Source organism: Kitasatospora sp. NPDC088783, from assembly GCF_044750705.1.
In the GTDB taxonomy this organism is placed as follows: Bacteria; Actinomycetota; Actinomycetes; order Streptomycetales; family Streptomycetaceae; genus Kitasatospora; species Kitasatospora fiedleri.
In genome coordinates this window covers 101,017-118,784 of sequence record NZ_JBIVKJ010000012.1, presented here as the reverse complement: position 1 = coordinate 118,784, position 17,768 = coordinate 101,017, and the positions used below count along the sequence as shown (strand labels likewise).

14 protein-coding genes and 1 pseudogene are annotated in these 17,768 nt (G+C 72.7%); 12 read left to right on the top strand and 3 right to left on the bottom strand.

The genetic code is table 11. The features are described from left to right. The first annotated feature begins 70 nt into the window (after nt 1–70). From ruvB to ACIP60_RS28705, 7 genes and pseudogenes are all read left to right on the top strand, one after another. Entirely contained in the window at nt 71–1,156 is a 1,086-nt protein-coding gene (gene ruvB / locus ACIP60_RS28735; protein ID WP_282205078.1) for a Holliday junction branch migration DNA helicase RuvB, read from the top strand. Nucleotides 1,157–1,337: 181 nt separating this feature from the next. Next, complete coding sequence (gene yajC / locus ACIP60_RS28730; protein WP_233533830.1) at nt 1,338–1,721, top strand: preprotein translocase subunit YajC; 384 nt, start codon at nt 1,338–1,340, stop codon at nt 1,719–1,721. Nucleotides 1,722–1,868: 147 nt separating this feature from the next. Then, nucleotides 1,869–3,668, top strand: coding sequence for a protein translocase subunit SecD (gene secD, locus ACIP60_RS28725; RefSeq protein WP_400689551.1), 1,800 nt, complete (start codon nt 1,869–1,871; stop codon nt 3,666–3,668). Nucleotides 3,669–3,671: 3 nt separating this feature from the next. Continuing rightward, on the top strand, nt 3,672–4,784 hold the full coding sequence (secF, locus tag ACIP60_RS28720) for a protein translocase subunit SecF (RefSeq protein WP_111555886.1): 1,113 nt from the start codon (nt 3,672–3,674) through the stop codon (nt 4,782–4,784). A 20-nt stretch (nt 4,785–4,804) separates the two neighbouring features. After that, entirely contained in the window at nt 4,805–5,359 is a 555-nt protein-coding gene (locus ACIP60_RS28715; RefSeq protein WP_400689547.1) for an adenine phosphoribosyltransferase, read from the top strand. Between the two features lie 185 nt (nt 5,360–5,544). Continuing rightward, a pseudogene (locus ACIP60_RS28710) lies at nt 5,545–7,839 on the top strand (RelA/SpoT family protein); the annotation flags it as partial. 97 nt (nt 7,840–7,936) lie between these two features. Beyond that, a complete protein-coding gene (locus ACIP60_RS28705; RefSeq protein WP_400689544.1) occupies nt 7,937–8,728 on the top strand; it encodes a hypothetical protein in 792 nt (263 codons plus the stop codon). 88 nt (nt 8,729–8,816) lie between these two features. Here the strand turns inward: ACIP60_RS28705 and ACIP60_RS28700 are convergent, their stop codons facing one another. Both ACIP60_RS28700 and ACIP60_RS28695 read right to left on the bottom strand, forming a co-directional pair. After that, nucleotides 8,817–10,046 carry a DUF349 domain-containing protein gene (locus ACIP60_RS28700; RefSeq protein WP_400689541.1) on the bottom strand — a complete coding sequence of 410 codons (1,230 nt, stop codon included), beginning with the start codon at nt 10,044–10,046 and terminating at the stop codon, nt 8,817–8,819. Nucleotides 10,047–10,254: 208 nt separating this feature from the next. Beyond that, entirely contained in the window at nt 10,255–11,007 is a 753-nt protein-coding gene (locus tag ACIP60_RS28695; RefSeq protein ID WP_400689538.1) for a peptidylprolyl isomerase, read from the bottom strand. Nucleotides 11,008–11,229: 222 nt separating this feature from the next. Here ACIP60_RS28695 and ACIP60_RS28690 point away from each other — a divergent pair, with 222 nt between their 5' ends. The 4 genes from ACIP60_RS28690 (at nt 11,230) to ACIP60_RS28675 (ending at nt 15,686) form a co-directional block, all read left to right on the top strand. After that, nucleotides 11,230–11,937 (top strand): MBL fold metallo-hydrolase, encoded by a 708-nt coding sequence (locus ACIP60_RS28690; RefSeq protein ID WP_400689535.1) that lies wholly within the window; start codon nt 11,230–11,232, stop codon nt 11,935–11,937. An 11-nt stretch (nt 11,938–11,948) separates the two neighbouring features. Then, a complete protein-coding gene (hisS, locus tag ACIP60_RS28685; protein ID WP_400689533.1) occupies nt 11,949–13,211 on the top strand; it encodes a histidine--tRNA ligase in 1,263 nt (420 codons plus the stop codon). Continuing rightward, entirely contained in the window at nt 13,208–15,022 is a 1,815-nt protein-coding gene (gene aspS / locus ACIP60_RS28680) for an aspartate--tRNA ligase (protein WP_400689530.1), read from the top strand. The genes hisS and aspS overlap by 4 nt, the downstream gene beginning before the upstream one ends. 157 nt (nt 15,023–15,179) lie before the next feature. After that, on the top strand, nt 15,180–15,686 hold the full coding sequence (locus tag ACIP60_RS28675; RefSeq protein ID WP_400689528.1) for a GNAT family N-acetyltransferase: 507 nt from the start codon (nt 15,180–15,182) through the stop codon (nt 15,684–15,686). Here the strand turns inward: ACIP60_RS28675 and ACIP60_RS28670 are convergent. Beyond that, nucleotides 15,659–16,624, bottom strand: coding sequence for a LysR family transcriptional regulator (locus ACIP60_RS28670; protein ID WP_400689525.1), 966 nt, complete (start codon nt 16,622–16,624; stop codon nt 15,659–15,661). The two genes, ACIP60_RS28675 and ACIP60_RS28670, sit on opposite strands and share 28 nt — an antisense overlap. A gap of 345 nt (nt 16,625–16,969) precedes the next feature. On the opposite strand from ACIP60_RS28670, the gene ppk2 reads away from it, so the two are divergent. Further along, the gene (gene ppk2, locus ACIP60_RS28665; RefSeq protein WP_400689791.1) at nt 16,970–17,767 is read left to right on the top strand and encodes a polyphosphate kinase 2; all 798 of its coding nucleotides are present in this window, start codon (nt 16,970–16,972) and stop codon (nt 17,765–17,767) included. Nucleotide 17,768 lies beyond the last annotated feature (1 nt).

The following is a 17,768-nucleotide window of genomic DNA, read 5'->3' as shown; positions in this document are numbered from 1 at the left end:
CGGGCCCGCCGAACCGCCGTAAAGCAATGTGGCGATCCGTCGCCAAGTCGACATGGGGAGCAGTCTTCCGATGAGCCCGTACGAGCCCGAGCCCGTTGACGGTCTGCTGGCGGCGTCCGCCGACGGCGAGGACCAGGCGGTGGAGGCGGCGCTGCGGCCCAAGCTGCTGGAGGAGTTCATCGGGCAGGAGCGGGTGCGCGAGCAGCTCTCGCTGGTCCTCCAGGCGGCCCGCAAGCGCGGCGCGGCGCCGGACCACGTGCTGCTCAGCGGCCCGCCCGGACTGGGCAAGACCACCCTGTCGATGATCATCGCGGCGGAGCTGAACGCCCCGATCCGGATCACCTCCGGCCCGGCGATCCAGCACGCGGGCGACCTGGCGGCGATCCTGTCCTCGCTGACCGAGGGCGAGGTGCTGTTCCTCGACGAGATCCACCGGATGTCCCGGCCCGCCGAGGAGATGCTGTACATGGCGATGGAGGACTTCCGGGTCGACGTGATCGTCGGCAAGGGCCCGGGCGCCACCGCGATCCCGCTGGAGCTGCCGCCGTTCACGCTGGTCGGCGCGACCACCCGGGCCGGGCTGCTGCCGCCGCCGCTGCGCGACCGGTTCGGCTTCACCGGGCACATGGAGTTCTACGCCCCGGCCGAGCTGGAACGGGTGGTGCACCGCTCGGCGGGCCTGCTGGACGTGGAGATCGACCCGGCGGGCGCGGCCGAGATCGCCGGGCGCTCGCGCGGCACGCCGCGGATCGCCAACCGGCTGTTGCGCCGGGTGAGGGATTTCGCGCAGGTCCGGCACGACGGCCTGGTCACCCGGGAGATCGCCGCGCGGGCGCTGGAGGTCTACGAGGTGGACGCGCGCGGCCTGGACCGGTTGGACCGGGCGGTGCTGGAGGCGCTGCTGAAGCTGTTCGGCGGCGGTCCGGTGGGCCTGTCCACGCTGGCGGTGGCGGTGGGCGAGGAGTCGGAGACGGTCGAGGAGGTGGCCGAGCCGTTCCTGGTCCGGGAGGGCCTGCTGGCGCGCACCCCGCGCGGGCGGATCGCCACCGCGGCGGCCTGGCGGCACCTGGGGCTGACCCCGCCGCCGGCGCCCGGCGGTCCGAGGCCGGGCCGGGGCGGGCAGCAGAACGGGCTGTGGGCCGACGGCCAGGCATAACTCGGCCGCCTTATCGGGAGTTTATGTGCATGCCAAGGCTCGCCACTTCCGGCGGCACACTGGCATGCTTGGCGTTGTCCGTTCAGTGCGGGTCGCCTAGACTCCGCCGGACCGCCCCTCTCACCCGACGGGCCGACGTATACGCACTGGTCGCCGAGAGCGGCCGCAAAGGACCCTGGCCGTGAACCTGATCATCCTCATCCTCCCGCTCCTCGCGATCTTCCTGATGTTCCGCTCGCAGAAGAAGCGACAGGCCCAGGCGCAGACCATGCAGTCCGCGCTGCAGCCGGGATCGGGAGTGCGCACCATCGGCGGCATGTACGCGCTGGTGAAGGCGGTCAACGACGAGACGGTCGAGCTGGAGGTCGCCCCCGGTGTGGTGGCCCACTACACCAAGGGCGCGATCGCGGCCGTCCTGGAGCCGCTCGAGTACGACGCGATCATCAACGGCCGCCCCGTCGAGGACGAGGCCGAGGAGGCCGTCGACGCGGATGCCGACGAGAAGCCCCTGAGCCTGTCCAAGGACGAGGCGAAGGCCGACGCCGAGGCTCCCGAGAGCAAGTAGTACGGTCGGGGGCACCCTCGACCAGCGGCATCCGCCGCAAGCCCAACAGGACCTCTTGGGCCGTCGTGCGTCCGCCGCCTTCCGCCCCCGCCAGCGCGGGGCCGGAGGCCGGCCGCCGGGCGGCATGGACAGGGAGAAACGAGCAAGGTGGCAACACCCAAGTCGCGGTCGCGCGACGGATACCCGGGACGGGCGCTGGCGCTCATCCTGGTGGTCACCGTCGGCCTTGTGGCCCTCATGTTCGGGACGGGCAACACCAAGCCCCGTCTCGGTATCGACCTCGCCGGTGGCACCAGCGTCACGCTGACCGCAAAGTCGGACGACCCCTCCGCGGTCAACAAGACCAATCTGAACACCGCGGTCGGCATCATCCAGAAGCGCGTCAACGGCATGGGCGTCTCCGAGGCGGAGGTGCAGACCCAGGGCAATGCCAACATCATCGTCAACATTCCCGACGGTGGTAACACGCAGCAGTCCATCGACAAGGTCGGCGACACCGCCAAGCTCTACTTCCGCCCGGTGCTGGCCGCCGAGCCGTCCGGCGTGGCCACCCAGCCGGCCGACCCGTCCGCCTCCCCGGACGCCGCGGCCTCCGCCGCCCCGAGCGCGGGCGCCTCGGCCTCGGCCGGTGCCTCCGCCGCCGCGGGCTCCTCCGGCGCGGCCTCCGCCCCGGCGTCCGCCTCCGCGTCCGCCAGCAAGGCCGGCCGCGCCCTCTCCGGCGCGCTCCAGGCCGACCCGACGGCCTCCGCGAGCGCCGGCGCCTCCGCGCCCGCCGCCGACCCGGGCGCCGCCGCCTCCGCGCCCGCCGCCGACCCGGCCGCCGCGCCCACCCCGGACCCCGCGACCGCCGCGCTCCAGCAGCAGTACGCCGCGCTGGACTGCTCGGTCAAGGAGCAGCGCAAGAACTACCAGACCAGCGACCAGACCGCGCCGGCCCTGGCCTGCTCGTACGACGCGGAGCAGGGCCTCTGGTACAAGTTCGTGCTCGGCGGCGTCGCGGTGAACGGCTCGGACGTCACCAAGGCGCAGGCCGTGTACGACACCCAGACCGGCAAGGGCTGGATGGTCGACCTGTCGTTCAACGACGCCGGCTCCAAGGCCTTCGCCTCCACCACCGGCCAGCTGGCCACCCAGTCCTCCCCGGCCAACCAGTTCGCCATCGTGCTGGACGGCCAGGTCGTCTCCCACCCGTACGTGCAGGAGTCGATCACCGGCGGCAGCGCCGTGATCAACGGCAGCTTCACCTCGGACGACGCCAAGTCGCTGGCGAACGTGCTGAGTTACGGCGCGCTCCCGCTGGACTTCGTGAAGAGCGACGTCACCACCGTCTCCCCGCAGCTCGGCTCCGAGCAGCTGAAGGCCGGCCTGATCGCCGGTCTGATCGGCATGCTGCTGGTGGTCGCGTACTCGCTGGTCTACTACCGCGGCCTGGGCCTGATCTCGATCGCCGGCCTGGTCGTCTCGGGCATCCTGACCTGGTCGATCATGAGCCTGCTGGGCGCGGGCATCGGCTTCGCGCTGAACCTGCCCGCGGTCTGCGGCGCGATCGTCGCGATCGGCATCACCGCGGACTCCTTCATCGTGTACTTCGAGCGCATCCGGGACGAGGTCCGCGAGGGCGCCCAGCTGCGGGCCGCCGTGCAGCGCGCCTGGCCGCGGGCCCGGCGCACCATCCTGGTCTCGGACTTCGTCTCCTTCCTGTGTGCCGCGGTGCTGTACCTGGTGTCGGTCGGCAAGGTGCAGGGCTTCGCCTTCACGCTGGGCCTGACCACCCTGCTCGACGTCGTGGTGATCTTCCTGTTCACCAAGCCGCTGATCAGCCTGCTCGCCCGCACCAAGTTCTTCGCCTCCGGCCACCCGCTGTCCGGCCTGGACCCGAAGCGGCTCGGCGCCCGTCCGCCGCTGCGCGGCTCCCGCCGCCGTCCCACCACGACCCAGGAGGTCTGACCCATGTCGCTCCGCAACATCGGTCACCGCCTCTACCAGGGCGAGGTCTCCTTCGACTTCGTGGGCAAGCGGAAGATCTGGTACTCGATCTCCGCGGTGATCGTCCTGGTGGCCGGCATCGGCCTGGCCCTGGGCCTGCACCTGGGCATCGAGTTCAAGGGCGGCTCGGTCTACACCGTGCACAAGCCCGGTCTGAGCGCCTCCCAGGCGAAGGACACCGCCGACCGGATCATCGGCTCGCACACCGCGCTGGTGCAGACCACGGACAAGGGCGACGTCCGGATCCAGGTCAGCGCCCAGGAGTCGATCCCGGCGACCACCTTCACCAAGGAGTTCTCCGAGGCGGTCGGCGTCCAGGAGAAGGACGTCAACGCCCAGGTGATCGGCCCCTCCTGGGGTGCCGACATCTCCAAGAAGGCGCTGACCGGCCTGATCGTCTTCATGGTGCTGGTCACCGTCTACATGGCGATCGCCTTCGAGTGGCGGATGGCGGTGGCCGCCCTGGTCGCCCTGATCCACGACCTCCTGATCACCATCGGCGTCTACGCCCTGGTCGGCTTCGAGGTCACCCCGGGCACCGTGATCGGCTTCCTGACCATCCTCGGCTACTCGCTCTACGACACGGTCGTCGTCTTCGACACCGTGAAGGAGAACACCCGGGGCCTCACCAAGCAGTCCCGCCGCACCTACAGCGAGGCCGCCAACCACGGCCTCAACCAGACCCTGGTGCGCTCGATCAACACCACGGTGGTGGCCCTGCTGCCGGTCTCCGCGCTGCTCTTCATCGGCGGCGGCCTGCTCGGCGCCGGCACCCTGAACGACATCTCGCTGGCCCTGTTCATCGGCCTCGCGGCCGGTGCCTACTCCTCCATCTGCGTGGCCACCCCGCTGCTCGCGCAGCTCAAGGAGCAGTCCCCGGACATGAAGGCGCTGGCCAAGCGGGTCGCCCAGCGGCGCGCCTCGGAGGCCAAGGCCGCGGCCGAGGCCGAGGCCCGGGGTGAGGACCCCGACAGCGCGGAGGTGACCGGGGACGAGGTTCCGGCCGGTATGGTCGGACAGCGTAACCAGCCGGCCGGCCGCGCCCGAGGCAAGGGCCGGCCGTCCGGCAAGCGCTGACCCCCCGCGAAGGAACCCCCGTGACCTCCACCACCGACCCCGTCCTGTCCGAGCTGCTCAACAGCCGGATCCGGGACGTGCGGGACTACCCGAAGCCGGGTGTCCTGTTCAAGGACATCGCCCCCCTGCTCGCCGACGCCGAGGCGTTCGGCGTGCTGACCCGGGCGCTGGCCGGACGGGCGAAGGAGCTCGGCGCCACCAAGGTGGTCGGGCTGGAGGCGCGGGGGTTCGTGCTCGCCGCGCCGGCCGCGTTCGCCGCGGGCCTCGGGTTCGTCCCGATCCGCAAGAAGGGCAAGCTGCCCGGCGAGGTGTTCTCCCGCTCGTACGACCTGGAGTACGGGTCGGCGACGCTGGAGGTGCAGTGCGACGCGTTCGAGCCCGGCGAGCGGGTGCTGGTGGTGGACGACGTGCTGGCCACCGGCGGGACGATCGCCGCGTCGCTCGACCTGGTCCAGGAGGCCGGGGCGGAACTGGTCGGCGTGGTGGTGCTGATGGAGCTCGCCTTCCTGCCGGGGCGCGCGAAGCTCGCCGCGCACCTGCACGGCGCACCGCTGGAGACGCTCGTCGTGGTGTGACACCGCGCTGTTCGAGGGCCGCCCGGGAACACGACCGTTCCCGGGCGGTTCTCCGTTCGAGGCGGGCGCGCCGCCGCAGGGGGGCGCACTGTCGGTACGATGAAGGTTGATCCGACGTAGGAGTGTCCTTGCCCGACGAGGTTGTGCCCACGGCCGCTGCCGCCAGTTCCCGCTCTTCGCAGGGCGGGATGCGGGCTCGGCTCGCCCGGCTGGGCGGACAGCGCAGTTCGATGGTCAACCCGGTGCTGGAGCCGCTGTTCCGGACGATCCGGGCGAACGACCCCAAGGCCGACCCGGGGCTGCTGAAGGACATCGAGCGGGCGTACGCCGTCGCGGAGAAGTGGCACCGCGGGCAGAAGCGCAAGAGCGGCGACCCGTACATCACCCACCCGCTGGCGGTGGCCACCATCCTGGCCGAGCTGGGGATGGACGCGCCGACCCTGATGGCCGGCCTGCTGCACGACACGGTGGAGGACACCGACTACGGCCTGGAGACGCTCCGGCAGGACTTCGGCGGCTCGGTGGCGCTGCTGGTCGACGGCGTCACCAAGCTGGACCGGGTCAAGTTCGGCGAGGCCGCCCAGGCGGAGACCGTCCGCAAGATGGTCGTGGCGATGGCCAAGGACCCGCGGGTGCTGGTGATCAAGCTCGCCGACCGGCTGCACAACATGCGCACGATGCGCTACCTCAAGCGGGAGAAGCAGGAGAAGAAGGCCCGCGAGACGCTGGAGATCTACGCCCCGCTGGCGCACCGGCTGGGCATGAACACCATCAAGTGGGAGCTGGAGGACCTGGCCTTCGCCATCCTCTACCCCAAGATGTACGACGAGATCGTCCGGCTGGTGGCCGAGCGCGCCCCCAAGCGCGACGAGTACCTGGCCACCGTGATCGACCAGGTGCAGGGCGACCTGCGCGGGGCCCGGATCACCGCGCAGGTGACCGGCCGGCCCAAGCACTACTACTCGGTCTACCAGAAGATGATCGTCCGGGGCCGGGACTTCGCCGAGATCTACGACCTGGTGGGCATCCGGGTCCTGGTCGACACCGTCCGCGACTGCTACGCGGCGCTGGGCACCATCCACGCGCGGTGGAACCCGGTGCCGGGGCGGTTCAAGGACTACATCGCGATGCCCAAGTTCAACATGTACCAGTCGCTGCACACCACGGTGATCGGCCCCGGCGGCAAGCCCGTCGAACTCCAGATCCGCACCTTCGACATGCACCGCCGCGCCGAGTACGGCATCGCCGCGCACTGGAAGTACAAGCAGCGCGCGGTGGCCGGCGCCTCCAAGGTGCGCACCGACACCCCCACCCACGGGCGGCAGCACGACAAGGCCGACGCGGTCAACGAGATGGCCTGGCTGCGGCAGCTGCTGGACTGGCAGAAGGAGACCGAGGACCCGAGCGAGTTCCTGGAGTCGCTGCGCTTCGACCTGTCCAGCAACGAGGTCTTCGTCTTCACCCCGAAGGGCGACGTGATAGCGCTGCCCGCGCAGGCCACCCCGGTGGACTTCGCGTTCGCGGTGCACACCGAGGTCGGCTACCGGTGCATCGGCGCCCGGGTCAACGGCCGGCTGGTGCCGCTGGAGTCGACGCTGGAGAACGGCGACACGGTGGAGGTGTTCACCTCCAAGGCGGAGAACGCCGGCCCGTCCCGGGACTGGCTGAGCTTCGTCAAGTCGCCCCGGGCCCGGAACAAGATCCGCGCCTGGTTCTCCAAGGAGCGCCGCGAGGAGGCGATCGAGCAGGGCAAGGAGGCGATCGCCCGGGCGATGCGCAAGCAGGGCCTGCCGATCCAGCGCATCCTCACCGGGGACTCGCTGGTCACCCTCGCCCACGAGATGCGCTACCCGGACATCTCCTCGCTGTACGCGGCGATCGGCGAGGGCCACGTCGCCGCGCAGGCGATCGTGCAGAAGCTGGTCCAGGCGATGGGCGGCGAGGAGGGCGCGGTCGAGGACCTCGCCGAGACCGCCACCCCCTCGCACCAGCCGCGCGCGATGCGCCGCCGGGCCAAGGGCGACCCGGGCGTCATCGTCAAGGGCGTGGACGACGTCTGGGTGAAGCTGGCGCGCTGCTGCACCCCGGTGCCCGGCGACCCGATCGTCGGCTTCATCACCCGCGGCAACGGCGTCTCGGTGCACCGCGCGGACTGCGTCAACGTGGAGTCCCTCCAGCAGCAGCCCGAGCGGATGATCGAGGTCGAGTGGGCGGCCACCCAGTCCTCGGTGTTCCTGGTCGCCATCCAGGTGGAGGCGCTGGACCGCTCTCGGCTGCTCTCGGACGTCACCCGGGTGCTCTCCGACCAGCACGTCAACATCCTGTCGGCGGCCGTGCAGACCTCCCGCGACCGGGTCGCGATGAGCCGGTTCACCTTCGAGATGGGCGACCCCAAGCACCTGGGCCACGTGCTCAAGGCGGTGCGCGGCGTCGAGGGCGTCTACGACGTCTACCGGGTCACCTCGGCGCGCAACAGGTAGCCGCGGGTCCAGCGGCCCCCCGGCCGCTCCGGTCGCCGCCCGCCCCCGCCCCGCCGACACTGGCCGGGTGGGGGCGGTCGGCTTTCCGGGAGGCAGCGTGCACGGCGTACGGCTCAGGACGGCGGCGGTCGGCGCGGCGGCGGCCGCGGCGCTGGTGGCCGGCTGCGGCAGCGGCTCGGGCGGCTCCGGCGGCCCGGCGGCGAGCGGCACCGGCAGCGCGGTGACGGCCACCGCGGCGGCGGCCTCCGCGCCCGGGGACAACGGGGTGGCCGGGCTCCCGGCCGACCAGGCCCTCCAGCGGGCGGTGCAGGGCCTCCGGGACGCGGGCGCGGTCCGGACGGCCGGCACGCTGAGCACCCAGGGCGCGCGGATCCGGGTGGACCTGCGGCTGAACGCCGCCGGCGACTGCACCGGCACGCTCGGCCAGCTCGGCGTCGGCAGCTTCGAGGTGGTCAAGGCCGGCCCGCAGCTGTGGGTGAGACCCGACCAGGAGTTCTGGCAGACCCACGGCGGTTCGGCGATGTCCGACCGGGTCGGCGACCGCTACCTGCGGACCACCAGCGACAACCCGGACTTCGCCGAGATCACCGAGCTGTGCGACCTGACCGCGCTGGCCGACCGGCTCGGCAGCGCGGGGAGCGGCGTGACCCGGGGCGAACCGGCCACCGTGCAGGGCCGCCCCGCCCTCGCGCTGAGCGGCGGCTCCGGCACCGGCACCCTGTACGTGGCCACCACCGGCGCGCCGGTGCCGCTGGAGCTGGAGCAGGACACCGGGAAGGTCGAGTTCAGCGAGTTCGGCACCCCCGTCCCCAGCGCCACCCCCGGGCCCGACCAGAGCCTGGACCTGGACCAGCTGGAGTCGCCCGCCGCCTCGCCCTCGGTGGTGTGACCCCGCGCGCGGAGGCCCCGTACGCGAAGGGCCCGTACGCGAAGGGCCCCCGTCCGGCGCGGACGGGGGCCCTCTCGGCGGCGCCGGGTCAGGAGGTGAACTCCTGGAGCGACTTCTGGGCCTGGTCGAGCAGCGCCTGGCGGCCCTCCAGCTCGGCCTCCAGCTTGGCGGCCCGGGACGCGTTGCCCGCGGCGCGGGCCTTGTCCAGGTCGGCGCGGAGCTTGTCGACGGCGGCCTGCAGCAGGGCGGTCATGCCGGTGGCGCGGGCCCGGGCCTCCGGGTTGGAGCGCTGCCACTCGGCCTCCTCGGCCTCGCGGACGGCGCGCTCCACCGCGTTGAGCCGGCCGTCCAGCTTCGGGCGGGCGTCGCGCGGGACGTGGCCGATCGCCTCCCAGCGCTCGGAGACCTCGCGCAGCGCGGCCTTCGCGGCCTTCAGGTCGGTGATCGGCAGGATCGCCTCGGCCTCGACCAGCAGCGCCTCCTTGGCCTTCTGGTTCTCGCCCTGCTCGGCGTCGCGCTCGGAGAACGCGGCGGACCTGGCCTGGAAGAAGACGTCCTGGGCGCCGCGGAAGCGGGCCCACAGCTCCTCCTCCGCGTCCCGCTGGGCGCGGCCGGCGGCCTTCCACTGGGTCATCAGGTCGCGGTAGGCGGCGGCCGTCGGGCCCCACTCGGTGGAGCCGGACAGCGCCTCGGCCTCGGCGACCAGCTTCTCCTTGACCGAACGGGCCGATTCGCGCTCCGAGTCGAGCGCCGCGAAGTGCGCCTTGCGGTGCTTGGAGAAGACCGAGCGGGCGTGCGAGAAGCGGTGCCACAGCTCGTCGTCGCTCTTGCGGTCCAGCCGCGGCAGCGCCTTCCAGTTGTCGACCAGGGCGCGCAGCCGGTCCCCGGCCTCCCGCCACTGGTCGGACTCGGCGAGCTGCTCGGCCTCGGCGACCAGCGCCTCCTTGGCGGCGCGGGTCTCCTCCTGGGCCTTGGCCCGGGCGGCCTTGCGCTCGCTCTGCCGGGTCTCGATCTCGCCGGCCAGGGTGTCCAGGCGGGCGGCGAGCCCGGCCAGGTCGCCGACCGCGTGCGCCTCGGCGACCTGGGCGCGCAGGTGCTCCAGCGCGGCCTGCGCCTCCTTGGCGGCCAGGTCGGTCTTGCGCACCCGGTGCTCCAGGAGGGCGGTCTCCGCCTCCAGGCCCTGGAACTTGCGCTCGAAGTAGGCGAGGGCCTCCTCGGGGGAGCCGGCCTGCCAGGAGCCGACCTGGCGTTCGCCGTCGGCCGTCCTCACGTAGACGTTCCCCTGCTCGTCGACACGGCCCCACGGGTCGCTGCTCACAGCGCCTCCTCCACATGACGCCACGCCCACGGGCGGGAGCGTCGTCCACAGTTGATGTGCGGCGGACCGATGGAGCCCGCCGTCCCGAGCCGCCGTTGTTCTCGCGCCGAGGGTGACGGCCGACGGTCTGGGCACCCTATACAACAGCAACATAGGCGACCAGCGCCGGTGCTGTCCGCATCCGGCGCCGGTCGATTTTCGCGGCGGGTCAGCCCTTCGCGGCGGTGATGCTGGTGATGTTGACCGGAGTGGCGGGCGCGCCGTCGCCACCGCCGCCCTGGACACCGGCGTCGGCGATCTTCTGCAGCACGTCCAGGCCGCCGGTGATCTTGCCGAACGGGGTGTAGCTGGGGGGCAGTTGGGTGTCCTTGTAGACCAGGAAGAACTGGCTGCCGTTGGTGTTCGCGCCGGAGTTGGCCATCGCGACGGTGCCCGCCGGGTAGGTCGCGCCGGTGAGGTTCTCGTCCGCGAACTGGTAGCCCGGGCCGCCCGTTCCGGTGCCGGTCGGGTCGCCGCACTGCAGGACGTAGATGCCCTCCGTGGTCAGGCGGTGGCACTTGGTGCCGTCCCAGAACTGCTGACCGGCCAGGAAGACGAAGGAGTTGACGGTGTGCGGGGCCTTCGCCGCGTCCAGGCTGAAGGTGACCTTGCCGGCCGAGGTGTCCATCGTCGCGGTGTACGCGGCGGCGGTGTCGATCGACATCGCGGGCTCGGTGGCCCACTGCTTGCCGCCGGCGGACGGGGACGGCGCGGCGGAGGCGGCCTTGTCGTCCTTCTTCTTGTCCGAGTCGAACACGCCCGCGGCGACGCTGGAGACGCCGCCGATCACCACGACGGCCAGCACCCCGGCGACGATCGCGTTGCGCTTCCTGCGCTTGGCGGACGCCTCGGCGCGCGCCTGCATCTGGCGCTCGTACTTCTCACGGGCGAGCTGCCGTCGCCGCTGTTCGCTGCTGACCACCGGACGTGTCTCCTGGGATGTGTAGTGGGGGGACTTCGAGCTGGCGTGCACGGATCATCGCACCCGTCGGCGGCCCAGTGTAAGGACCCCGCGCGTCAGGACGGGATCAGCGCGAGATGAGAAAGCCCTGAACGCACCGGACAACCGGTTCGCCCGCGGCCCGGTGCCGCCGGTAGGCTGCGGGGGAAAAGCAGACCGCCACCGCATGAACGAAGGACTCGCGTGTTCGTCGCCGGATTCCCCGCCGGGGCCTGGGGCACCAACTGCTACCTGGTCGCACCCGCCGCCGGCGAGGAGTGCGTGATCGTCGACCCGGGCCACGAAGCGGCCGACGGCGTCGAGGAGTTGATCCGCGAGCACCGGCTCAAGCCGGTCGCGGTGCTGCTCACCCACGGACACATCGACCACGTCGCCTCGGTGGTCCCGGTCTGCGGCGCGCAGGGCGTACCGGCCTGGATCCACCCCGAGGACCGCTACATGCTGGCGGACCCGGAGAAGGCGCTCGGGCGCTCGCTCGGGCAGCAGCTGATGGGCTCGATCACCGTCGGGGAGCCGGACGACGTCCGCGAGTTGACCGACGGCGGCGTGCTGGAACTCGCCGGGCTCCACCTCACCGTCGACCACGCCCCCGGCCATACCGGGGGGTCGGTGACGTTCAGGACGCCCGCCGCACCGGACGTCCCGCCGGTGCTCTTCTCGGGCGACCTGCTGTTCGCCGGCTCCATCGGGCGTACCGACCTCCCGGGCGGAGACAGCGCGGCGATCATGCGCTCGCTGGCCCGGGTGTGCCTGCCCCTCGACGACGCGACCGTGGTGCTCTCCGGCCACGGCTCCCAGACCACCATCGGCCGAGAGCGCGCCACCAACCCCTACCTCCAGCAGGCGGGCGGTGCGTTCGGCGCGCCGGCCTTCCCGCGACGAGGAATGTGACGGAAGAGAAGTTGAGCACCTTCACCGCCCCCAAGGGCACCTACGACCTGCTGCCGCCCACCTCGGCGACCTTCCTGGCGATCCGCGAGGCGATCGCCGCCCCCGCCCGGCGGGCCGGGTACGGCTACATCGAGACCCCGGTCTTCGAGGACGTGAAGCTCTTCTCCCGCGGTGTCGGGGAGTCCACCGACATCGTCACCAAGGAGATGTACAACCTGACCACCCGGGGCGGCGACGAGCTCGCGCTGCGCCCCGAGGGCACCGCCTCGGTGCTGCGCGCCGCCCTCCAGGCCAACCTGCACAAGCAGGGCAACCTGCCGGTCAAGCTCTGGTACTCCGGCAACTACTACCGCTACGAGCGGATGCAGAAGGGCCGCTACCGGCAGTTCTCGCAGGTCGGCGCGGAGGCGATCGGCGCCGAGGACCCGGCCCTGGACGCCGAGTTGATCATCCTGGCCGACGACGCCTTCCGCTCGCTCGGCCTGTCGGACTACGCGCTGCTGCTCAACAGCCTCGGTGACAGGCAGTGCCGCCCGGTCTACCGCGCCGCGCTGATCGCGTTCCTGTCCGGCCTCGACCTGGACGAGGAGACCCGCCGCCGCGCGGAGATCAACCCGCTGCGGGTGCTGGACGACAAGCGCGAGGCGGTGCAGGCCCAGCTCGCCGACGCCCCGATGCTGCGGGACTTCCTCTGCGAGGACTGCAAGGCGTACGACGAGAAGGTCCGCGACCTGCTCACCCGCGCGGGCGTCGCGTTCACCGACGACCCCAAGCTGGTCCGCGGCCTGGACTACTACACCCGCACCACCTTCGAGTTCGTGCACAACGGCCTCGGCGCCCAGTCCGCGATCGGCGGCGGCGGCCGGTACGACGGCCTGTCCGAGATGATCGGCGGCCCGGCGCTGCCCTCGGTCGGCTGGGCCCTCGGCGTGGACCGCACCTTCCTGGCGCTGGAGGCCGAGGGCGTCGCCCTCGACCTGCCGGCCGGCACCGAGGTGTACGCCGTCGCGCTCAGCGAGGAGGCGAAGACCGTCCTGTTCGCCACCGCGGTCGAGCTGCGCCGCGCCGGGGTGGCCACCGACCTCGCGTTCGGTGTCAAGGGCATCAAGAACGCCATGAAGTCCGCCGACCGGTCGGGTGCGCGCTACGCCCTGATCGCGGGCGACCGGGACCTCGCCGAGGGCGTGGTCCAGCTCAAGGACATGGAGTCCGGCGAGCAGACCCCCGTCGCCCTGGCGGCGCTCGTCACCACCCTGAAGGAGAAGCAGCTGTGATCCGCACGCACGACGCGGGCACGCTCCGCGCGGAGCACGCCGGCACCACCGTCACCCTGGCCGGCTGGGTGGCCCGCCGCCGTGACCACGGCGGCGTGGCCTTCATCGACCTGCGGGACGCCTCGGGCACCGTGCAGGTCGTGGTCCGCGACCTGGAGTCGGTGCACGGGCTGCGGTCCGAGTACTGCGTGAAGGTGACCGGCGAGGTCCGGGTCCGCCCCGAGGGCAACGAGAACCCGGACATCCCGACCGGCGCGGTCGAGGTCGTCGTGGAGTCCATCGAGGTGCTGTCCGAGGCCGCGCCGCTGCCGTTCCAGGTCGCCGAGTACGAGCCCGGCTCGGTCAACGAGGAGGTGCGGCTGCGCTACCGCTACCTCGACCTGCGCCGCGAGGGCCCGGCCCGCGCGCTGCGGCTGCGCTCGAAGGTCAACCACATCATCCGCACGGTGATGGAGGAGAACGACTACCTCGACATCGAGACCCCGTACCTGACCCGCTCCACCCCCGAGGGCGCCCGCGACTTCCTCGTCCCGGTCCGCCTCCAGCCGGGCCACTGGTACGCCCTGCCGCAGTCGCCGCAGCTGTTCAAGCAGCTGCTGATGGTGGCCGGCATGGAGCGCTACTACCAGATCGCCCGCTGCTTCCGCGACGAGGACTTCCGCGCCGACCGGCAGCCCGAGTTCACCCAGCTCGACGTCGAGGCGTCCTTCGTCGACCAGGAGGACGTGCTGGCCCTCGGCGAGAAGATCGTCGGCCGGATCTGGAAGGAGGTGCACGGGTACGAGATCCCGAACCCGCTGCCCCGCCTGACCTACGCCGACGCGATGGCGCGCTACGGCTCCGACAAGCCGGACGTCCGCTTCGGCCAGGAGCTCACCGACCTGACCGCGTACTTCAAGGGCACCGAGTTCCGGGTCTTCCAGGCCCCGTACGTCGGCGCGGTCGTGATGCCCGGCGGCGCCTCGCAGCCCCGCAAGCAGCTCGACGCCTGGCAGGACTGGGCCAAGGCCCGCGGCGCCCGCGGCCTCGCGTACGTCCTGGTGGACGCCGAGACCGGCGAGCTGCGCGGCCCGGTCGCCAAGAACCTGTCCGAGGAGCACCTGGCCGGCCTGGCCGCCGCCGCGGGCGCCAAGCCCGGCGACGCGGTGTTCTTCGCGGCCGGCAAGAAGACCCCCTCGCAGGAGCTGCTCGGCGCCGCCCGCCTGGAGATCGGCCGCCGCTGCCAGCTGATCGACGAGTCGCAGTGGGCCTTCCTCTGGGTCGTGGACTTCCCGATGTTCGAGCCGATCGAGGACGACAAGGGCGAGTTCCAGGGCTGGCACGCCGTGCACCACCCCTTCACCGCGCCGACCGCCGAGTCGCTGGCCACCTTCGACACCGACCCGGGCAGCGCGCTCTCCAACGCCTACGACCTGGTGCTCAACGGCTCGGAGCTGGGCGGCGGTTCGATCCGCATCCACCAGCGGGACGTGCAGAAGCGGGCGTTCGACGCGATCGGCCTGTCCGAGGAGGAGGCCGCCGCGCAGTTCGGCTTCCTGCTGGACGCCTTCAACTACGGCCCGCCGCCGCACGGCGGCATCGCGCTCGGCCTGGACCGCGTGGTCACCCTGCTGGGCGGCTACGACACCATCCGGGACGTCATCGCCTTCCCGAAGACCTCCACCGGCGGCGACCCGCTGACCGGCGCCCCCACCCCCATCACTCCGGCCCAGCGCCGCGAGGCCGGGGTGGACGCCCAGCCCAAGGCCAAGGACAACGCCAAGGACGCCGCCAAGGCCGGTGCCGGGAGCGAGGCCGAGCCCACCGCCTGACCCCCCGCCCCCGGGCGCCCCGCCGAGTTCTGACGGGGCATCACGGAGATCACGATTCGTCCCGGCCCCGGCCGGTGCGCGCCCACCAGGAGTAGGCTGCCACCGCCCGGGGCCGGACCGCTGCCCAACGGGGTGCAGGGCGCACGAGGGATCAAGGATGACCGTACGCACCAGAGTTGAACTCCCCACCGACACCGCCGAGACCCGGCGGGTGCACATGGCGGCCTTCCCAGGCCCCGAAGAGGCGGACCTGGTGGACGCGCTGCGCCGCGACGCCGCCTGGCTGCCCGCCCTGTCCCTGGTCGCGGTGGACGAGCGCGAGGTCGTCATCGGCCACGCCCTGCTCACCCGGCTGCGGATCGGCAACGGCCGGGGCCTGGCCCTCGCGCCCGTCGCGGTCGCCCCCGAGTGGCAGCGCAAGGGCGTCGGCACCGCCGTGGTGCGGGCCGCGCTGGCCGCCGCCGCCGAGGCCGGCGAGCGGGTCGTGGTGGTGCTCGGCGACCCGGGCTACTACGGCCGGTTCGGCTTCGCGCCCGCCTCCGGGCACCGCATCACCGGGCCCTTCGACGTCCCCGACGGGCACTTCCAGGCCCTGCCGCTGCCCGGCGCCGACGGCGTCCCGCACGGGGTGTGCCGCTACCCCGCGCCGTTCGTCGAGGTCTGAGCACCCGCCGCCGGGGCCGACCGGCCGCCACCGGTCGCCCGGAACTGCACCTCCAGGTGCAGCCGGCAGGACTCCGCGAACGCCGCCATGGCCGGCGTCTCCGCCCGCCCCGGCGCCCGGAACAGCCCCACCAGGCTCGGCCCCAGCCCGCGCACCGGCAGGCAGCGCACGTCCGGGCGGCTCGCCCAGCGGCCCACCGCGCGCGGCGCGAACCCCACCCCCTGCCCGCAGGCCACCGCGGCCATCCACTCGTCCGCGTTGTGCGCCACCGCCCCGATCCGCACCGGCCGCCCGCCGCGCTCCGGCGCGCCCAGCCAGTACTCCCGCCACACCCCGGCCTGCTCCGGGATCGCCACGAACGGCTCGTCCCACAGCTCCGCCGCGTCCAGCGCGGTCCGGGCCGCCAGCCGGTGGTCGGCCGCCAGCACCGCCCAGCGCTCCTCGGTGCCCAGCGGCGCGTGCGCGTACCGCTCGGCCATCGACGCCGGGGCGTGCCACAGCGCCAGGTCCAGCTCGCCCGAGGCCAGGCCGGAGGACTCGTCGAACCAGTCGTTCTGCCGCAGCCGCACCCGCCAGCCCGGCATCCGGCGGGTGAAGTCCTTCACCACCGCCCGGCCCAGCAGGTTGATCGTCGGCCCCTCGAAGCCCACCCGCAGCTCCCCGCCGGCCTCCGCCGCCGCCAGCCTGGTCGCCCGCAGCGCCCCCTCCCAGCCCGCCAGCAGCGCCGCGGCCCGCGCCACCAGCTCCGCGCCCGCCGCGGTCGGCGCCACCCCGGTCCGCGAGCGCCGGAACAGCTCCACCCCGAGCTGCCGCTCCAGCGCCCTGACCTGCCTGGTCAGCGTCGGCTGGCTCACCCCCAGCCGGGCCGCGGCCGCGGTCAGCTGGCCCTCCTCGGCGACCACGGTCAGGTAGCGCAGCATCCGGGTGTCCACATCCATGCCCCCAGGTTATGGACCAAGGCATTGGACCCGGGCCCCGGGGGTGCCGCAGAGTGGTCCGGCCTTCCCCGGCGCGCACGGCACCGGCGGCACGGGGGACCGCCGGTGCCCGCCGGGGAGGGGTGCCCGCGGGCCGCCCGAACTGCGGCGGCGCCCGGCGGCCCTTAGCCTGAGGGATCGTCAGCGTCGGCGACCCGGTGAGCGGAGGGCACACCCGTGGCGGCACCCAGCACAGGCAAGGCGGGCAAGGCGGGCAGGGCGGGCAGCAGCACAGGCAAGGCGGGCGGCGCGGGCAAGGCGGGCGGCGCGGGCAAGGCGGGCAAGAAGCCCGGCCGGGCCGAGCGGATGCCCAGGAAGCTCTACGAGGACGAACTGCTCCGCCTCCAGCGCGAACTGGTCATGCTCCAGGAGTGGGTGCGCACCGAGGGCGTCCGGATGGTGGTCGTCTTCGAGGGCCGGGACGCGGCCGGCAAGGGCGGCGCGATCAAGCGCGTCACCGAGTACCTCAACCCCCGGATCGCCCGGGTGGTCGCCCTGCCCGCCCCCACCGAGCGCCAGCGCGGCCAGTGGTACTTCCAGCGCTACGTCGAACAGCTCCCGGCGGCCGGCGAGATGGTGCTGTTCGACCGCTCCTGGTACAACCGGGCGGGCGTCGAGAAGGTGATGGGCTTCTGCACCGACGAGGAGTACTGGCAGTTCCTGCACCAGTGCCCCACCTTCGAGCGGATGCTGGTCGAGGCCGGCATCCTGCTGCGCAAGTACTGGTTCTCGGTCAGCGACGTCGAGCAGGAGCGCCGCTTCCGCGACCGGCTCCACGACCCGATGCGGCAGTGGAAGCTCTCCCCGATGGACGTCGAGTCCATCACCCGGTGGGAGGACTACTCGCGGGCCAAGGACGAGATGTTCGTCTACACCGACATCCCCGAGTCGCCCTGGAACGTGGTCGAGAGCGACGACAAGCGCCGCGCCCGGATCAACATGATCGCCCACCTGCTGTCCACCGTCCCGTACCACGAGGTGGTCAAGCCCGCCGTCGCCCTGCCGCCCCGCCCCGGGACGCGCGGCTACCAGCGGCCGCCGCGGGACCTCCAGAAGTACGTCTTCGACCACGCCGCGACGGTGCTGGCGCAGGCCGGGAAGTAGG

What these genes read in the sequence shown, in the direction of transcription:
- ACIP60_RS28670 (WP_400689525.1), bottom strand. Translation starts at nt 16,624, where the DNA reads ATGGATGTGGACACCCGGATGCTGCGCTACCTGACCGTGGTCGCCGAG.
- ppk2 (WP_400689791.1), top strand. Translation starts at nt 16,970, where the DNA reads ATGCCCAGGAAGCTCTACGAGGACGAACTGCTCCGCCTCCAGCGCGAA.
- ruvB (WP_282205078.1), top strand. Translation starts at nt 71, where the DNA reads ATGAGCCCGTACGAGCCCGAGCCCGTTGACGGTCTGCTGGCGGCGTCC.
- ACIP60_RS28675 (WP_400689528.1), top strand. Translation starts at nt 15,180, where the DNA reads ATGACCGTACGCACCAGAGTTGAACTCCCCACCGACACCGCCGAGACC.
- secF (WP_111555886.1), top strand. Translation starts at nt 3,672, where the DNA reads ATGTCGCTCCGCAACATCGGTCACCGCCTCTACCAGGGCGAGGTCTCC.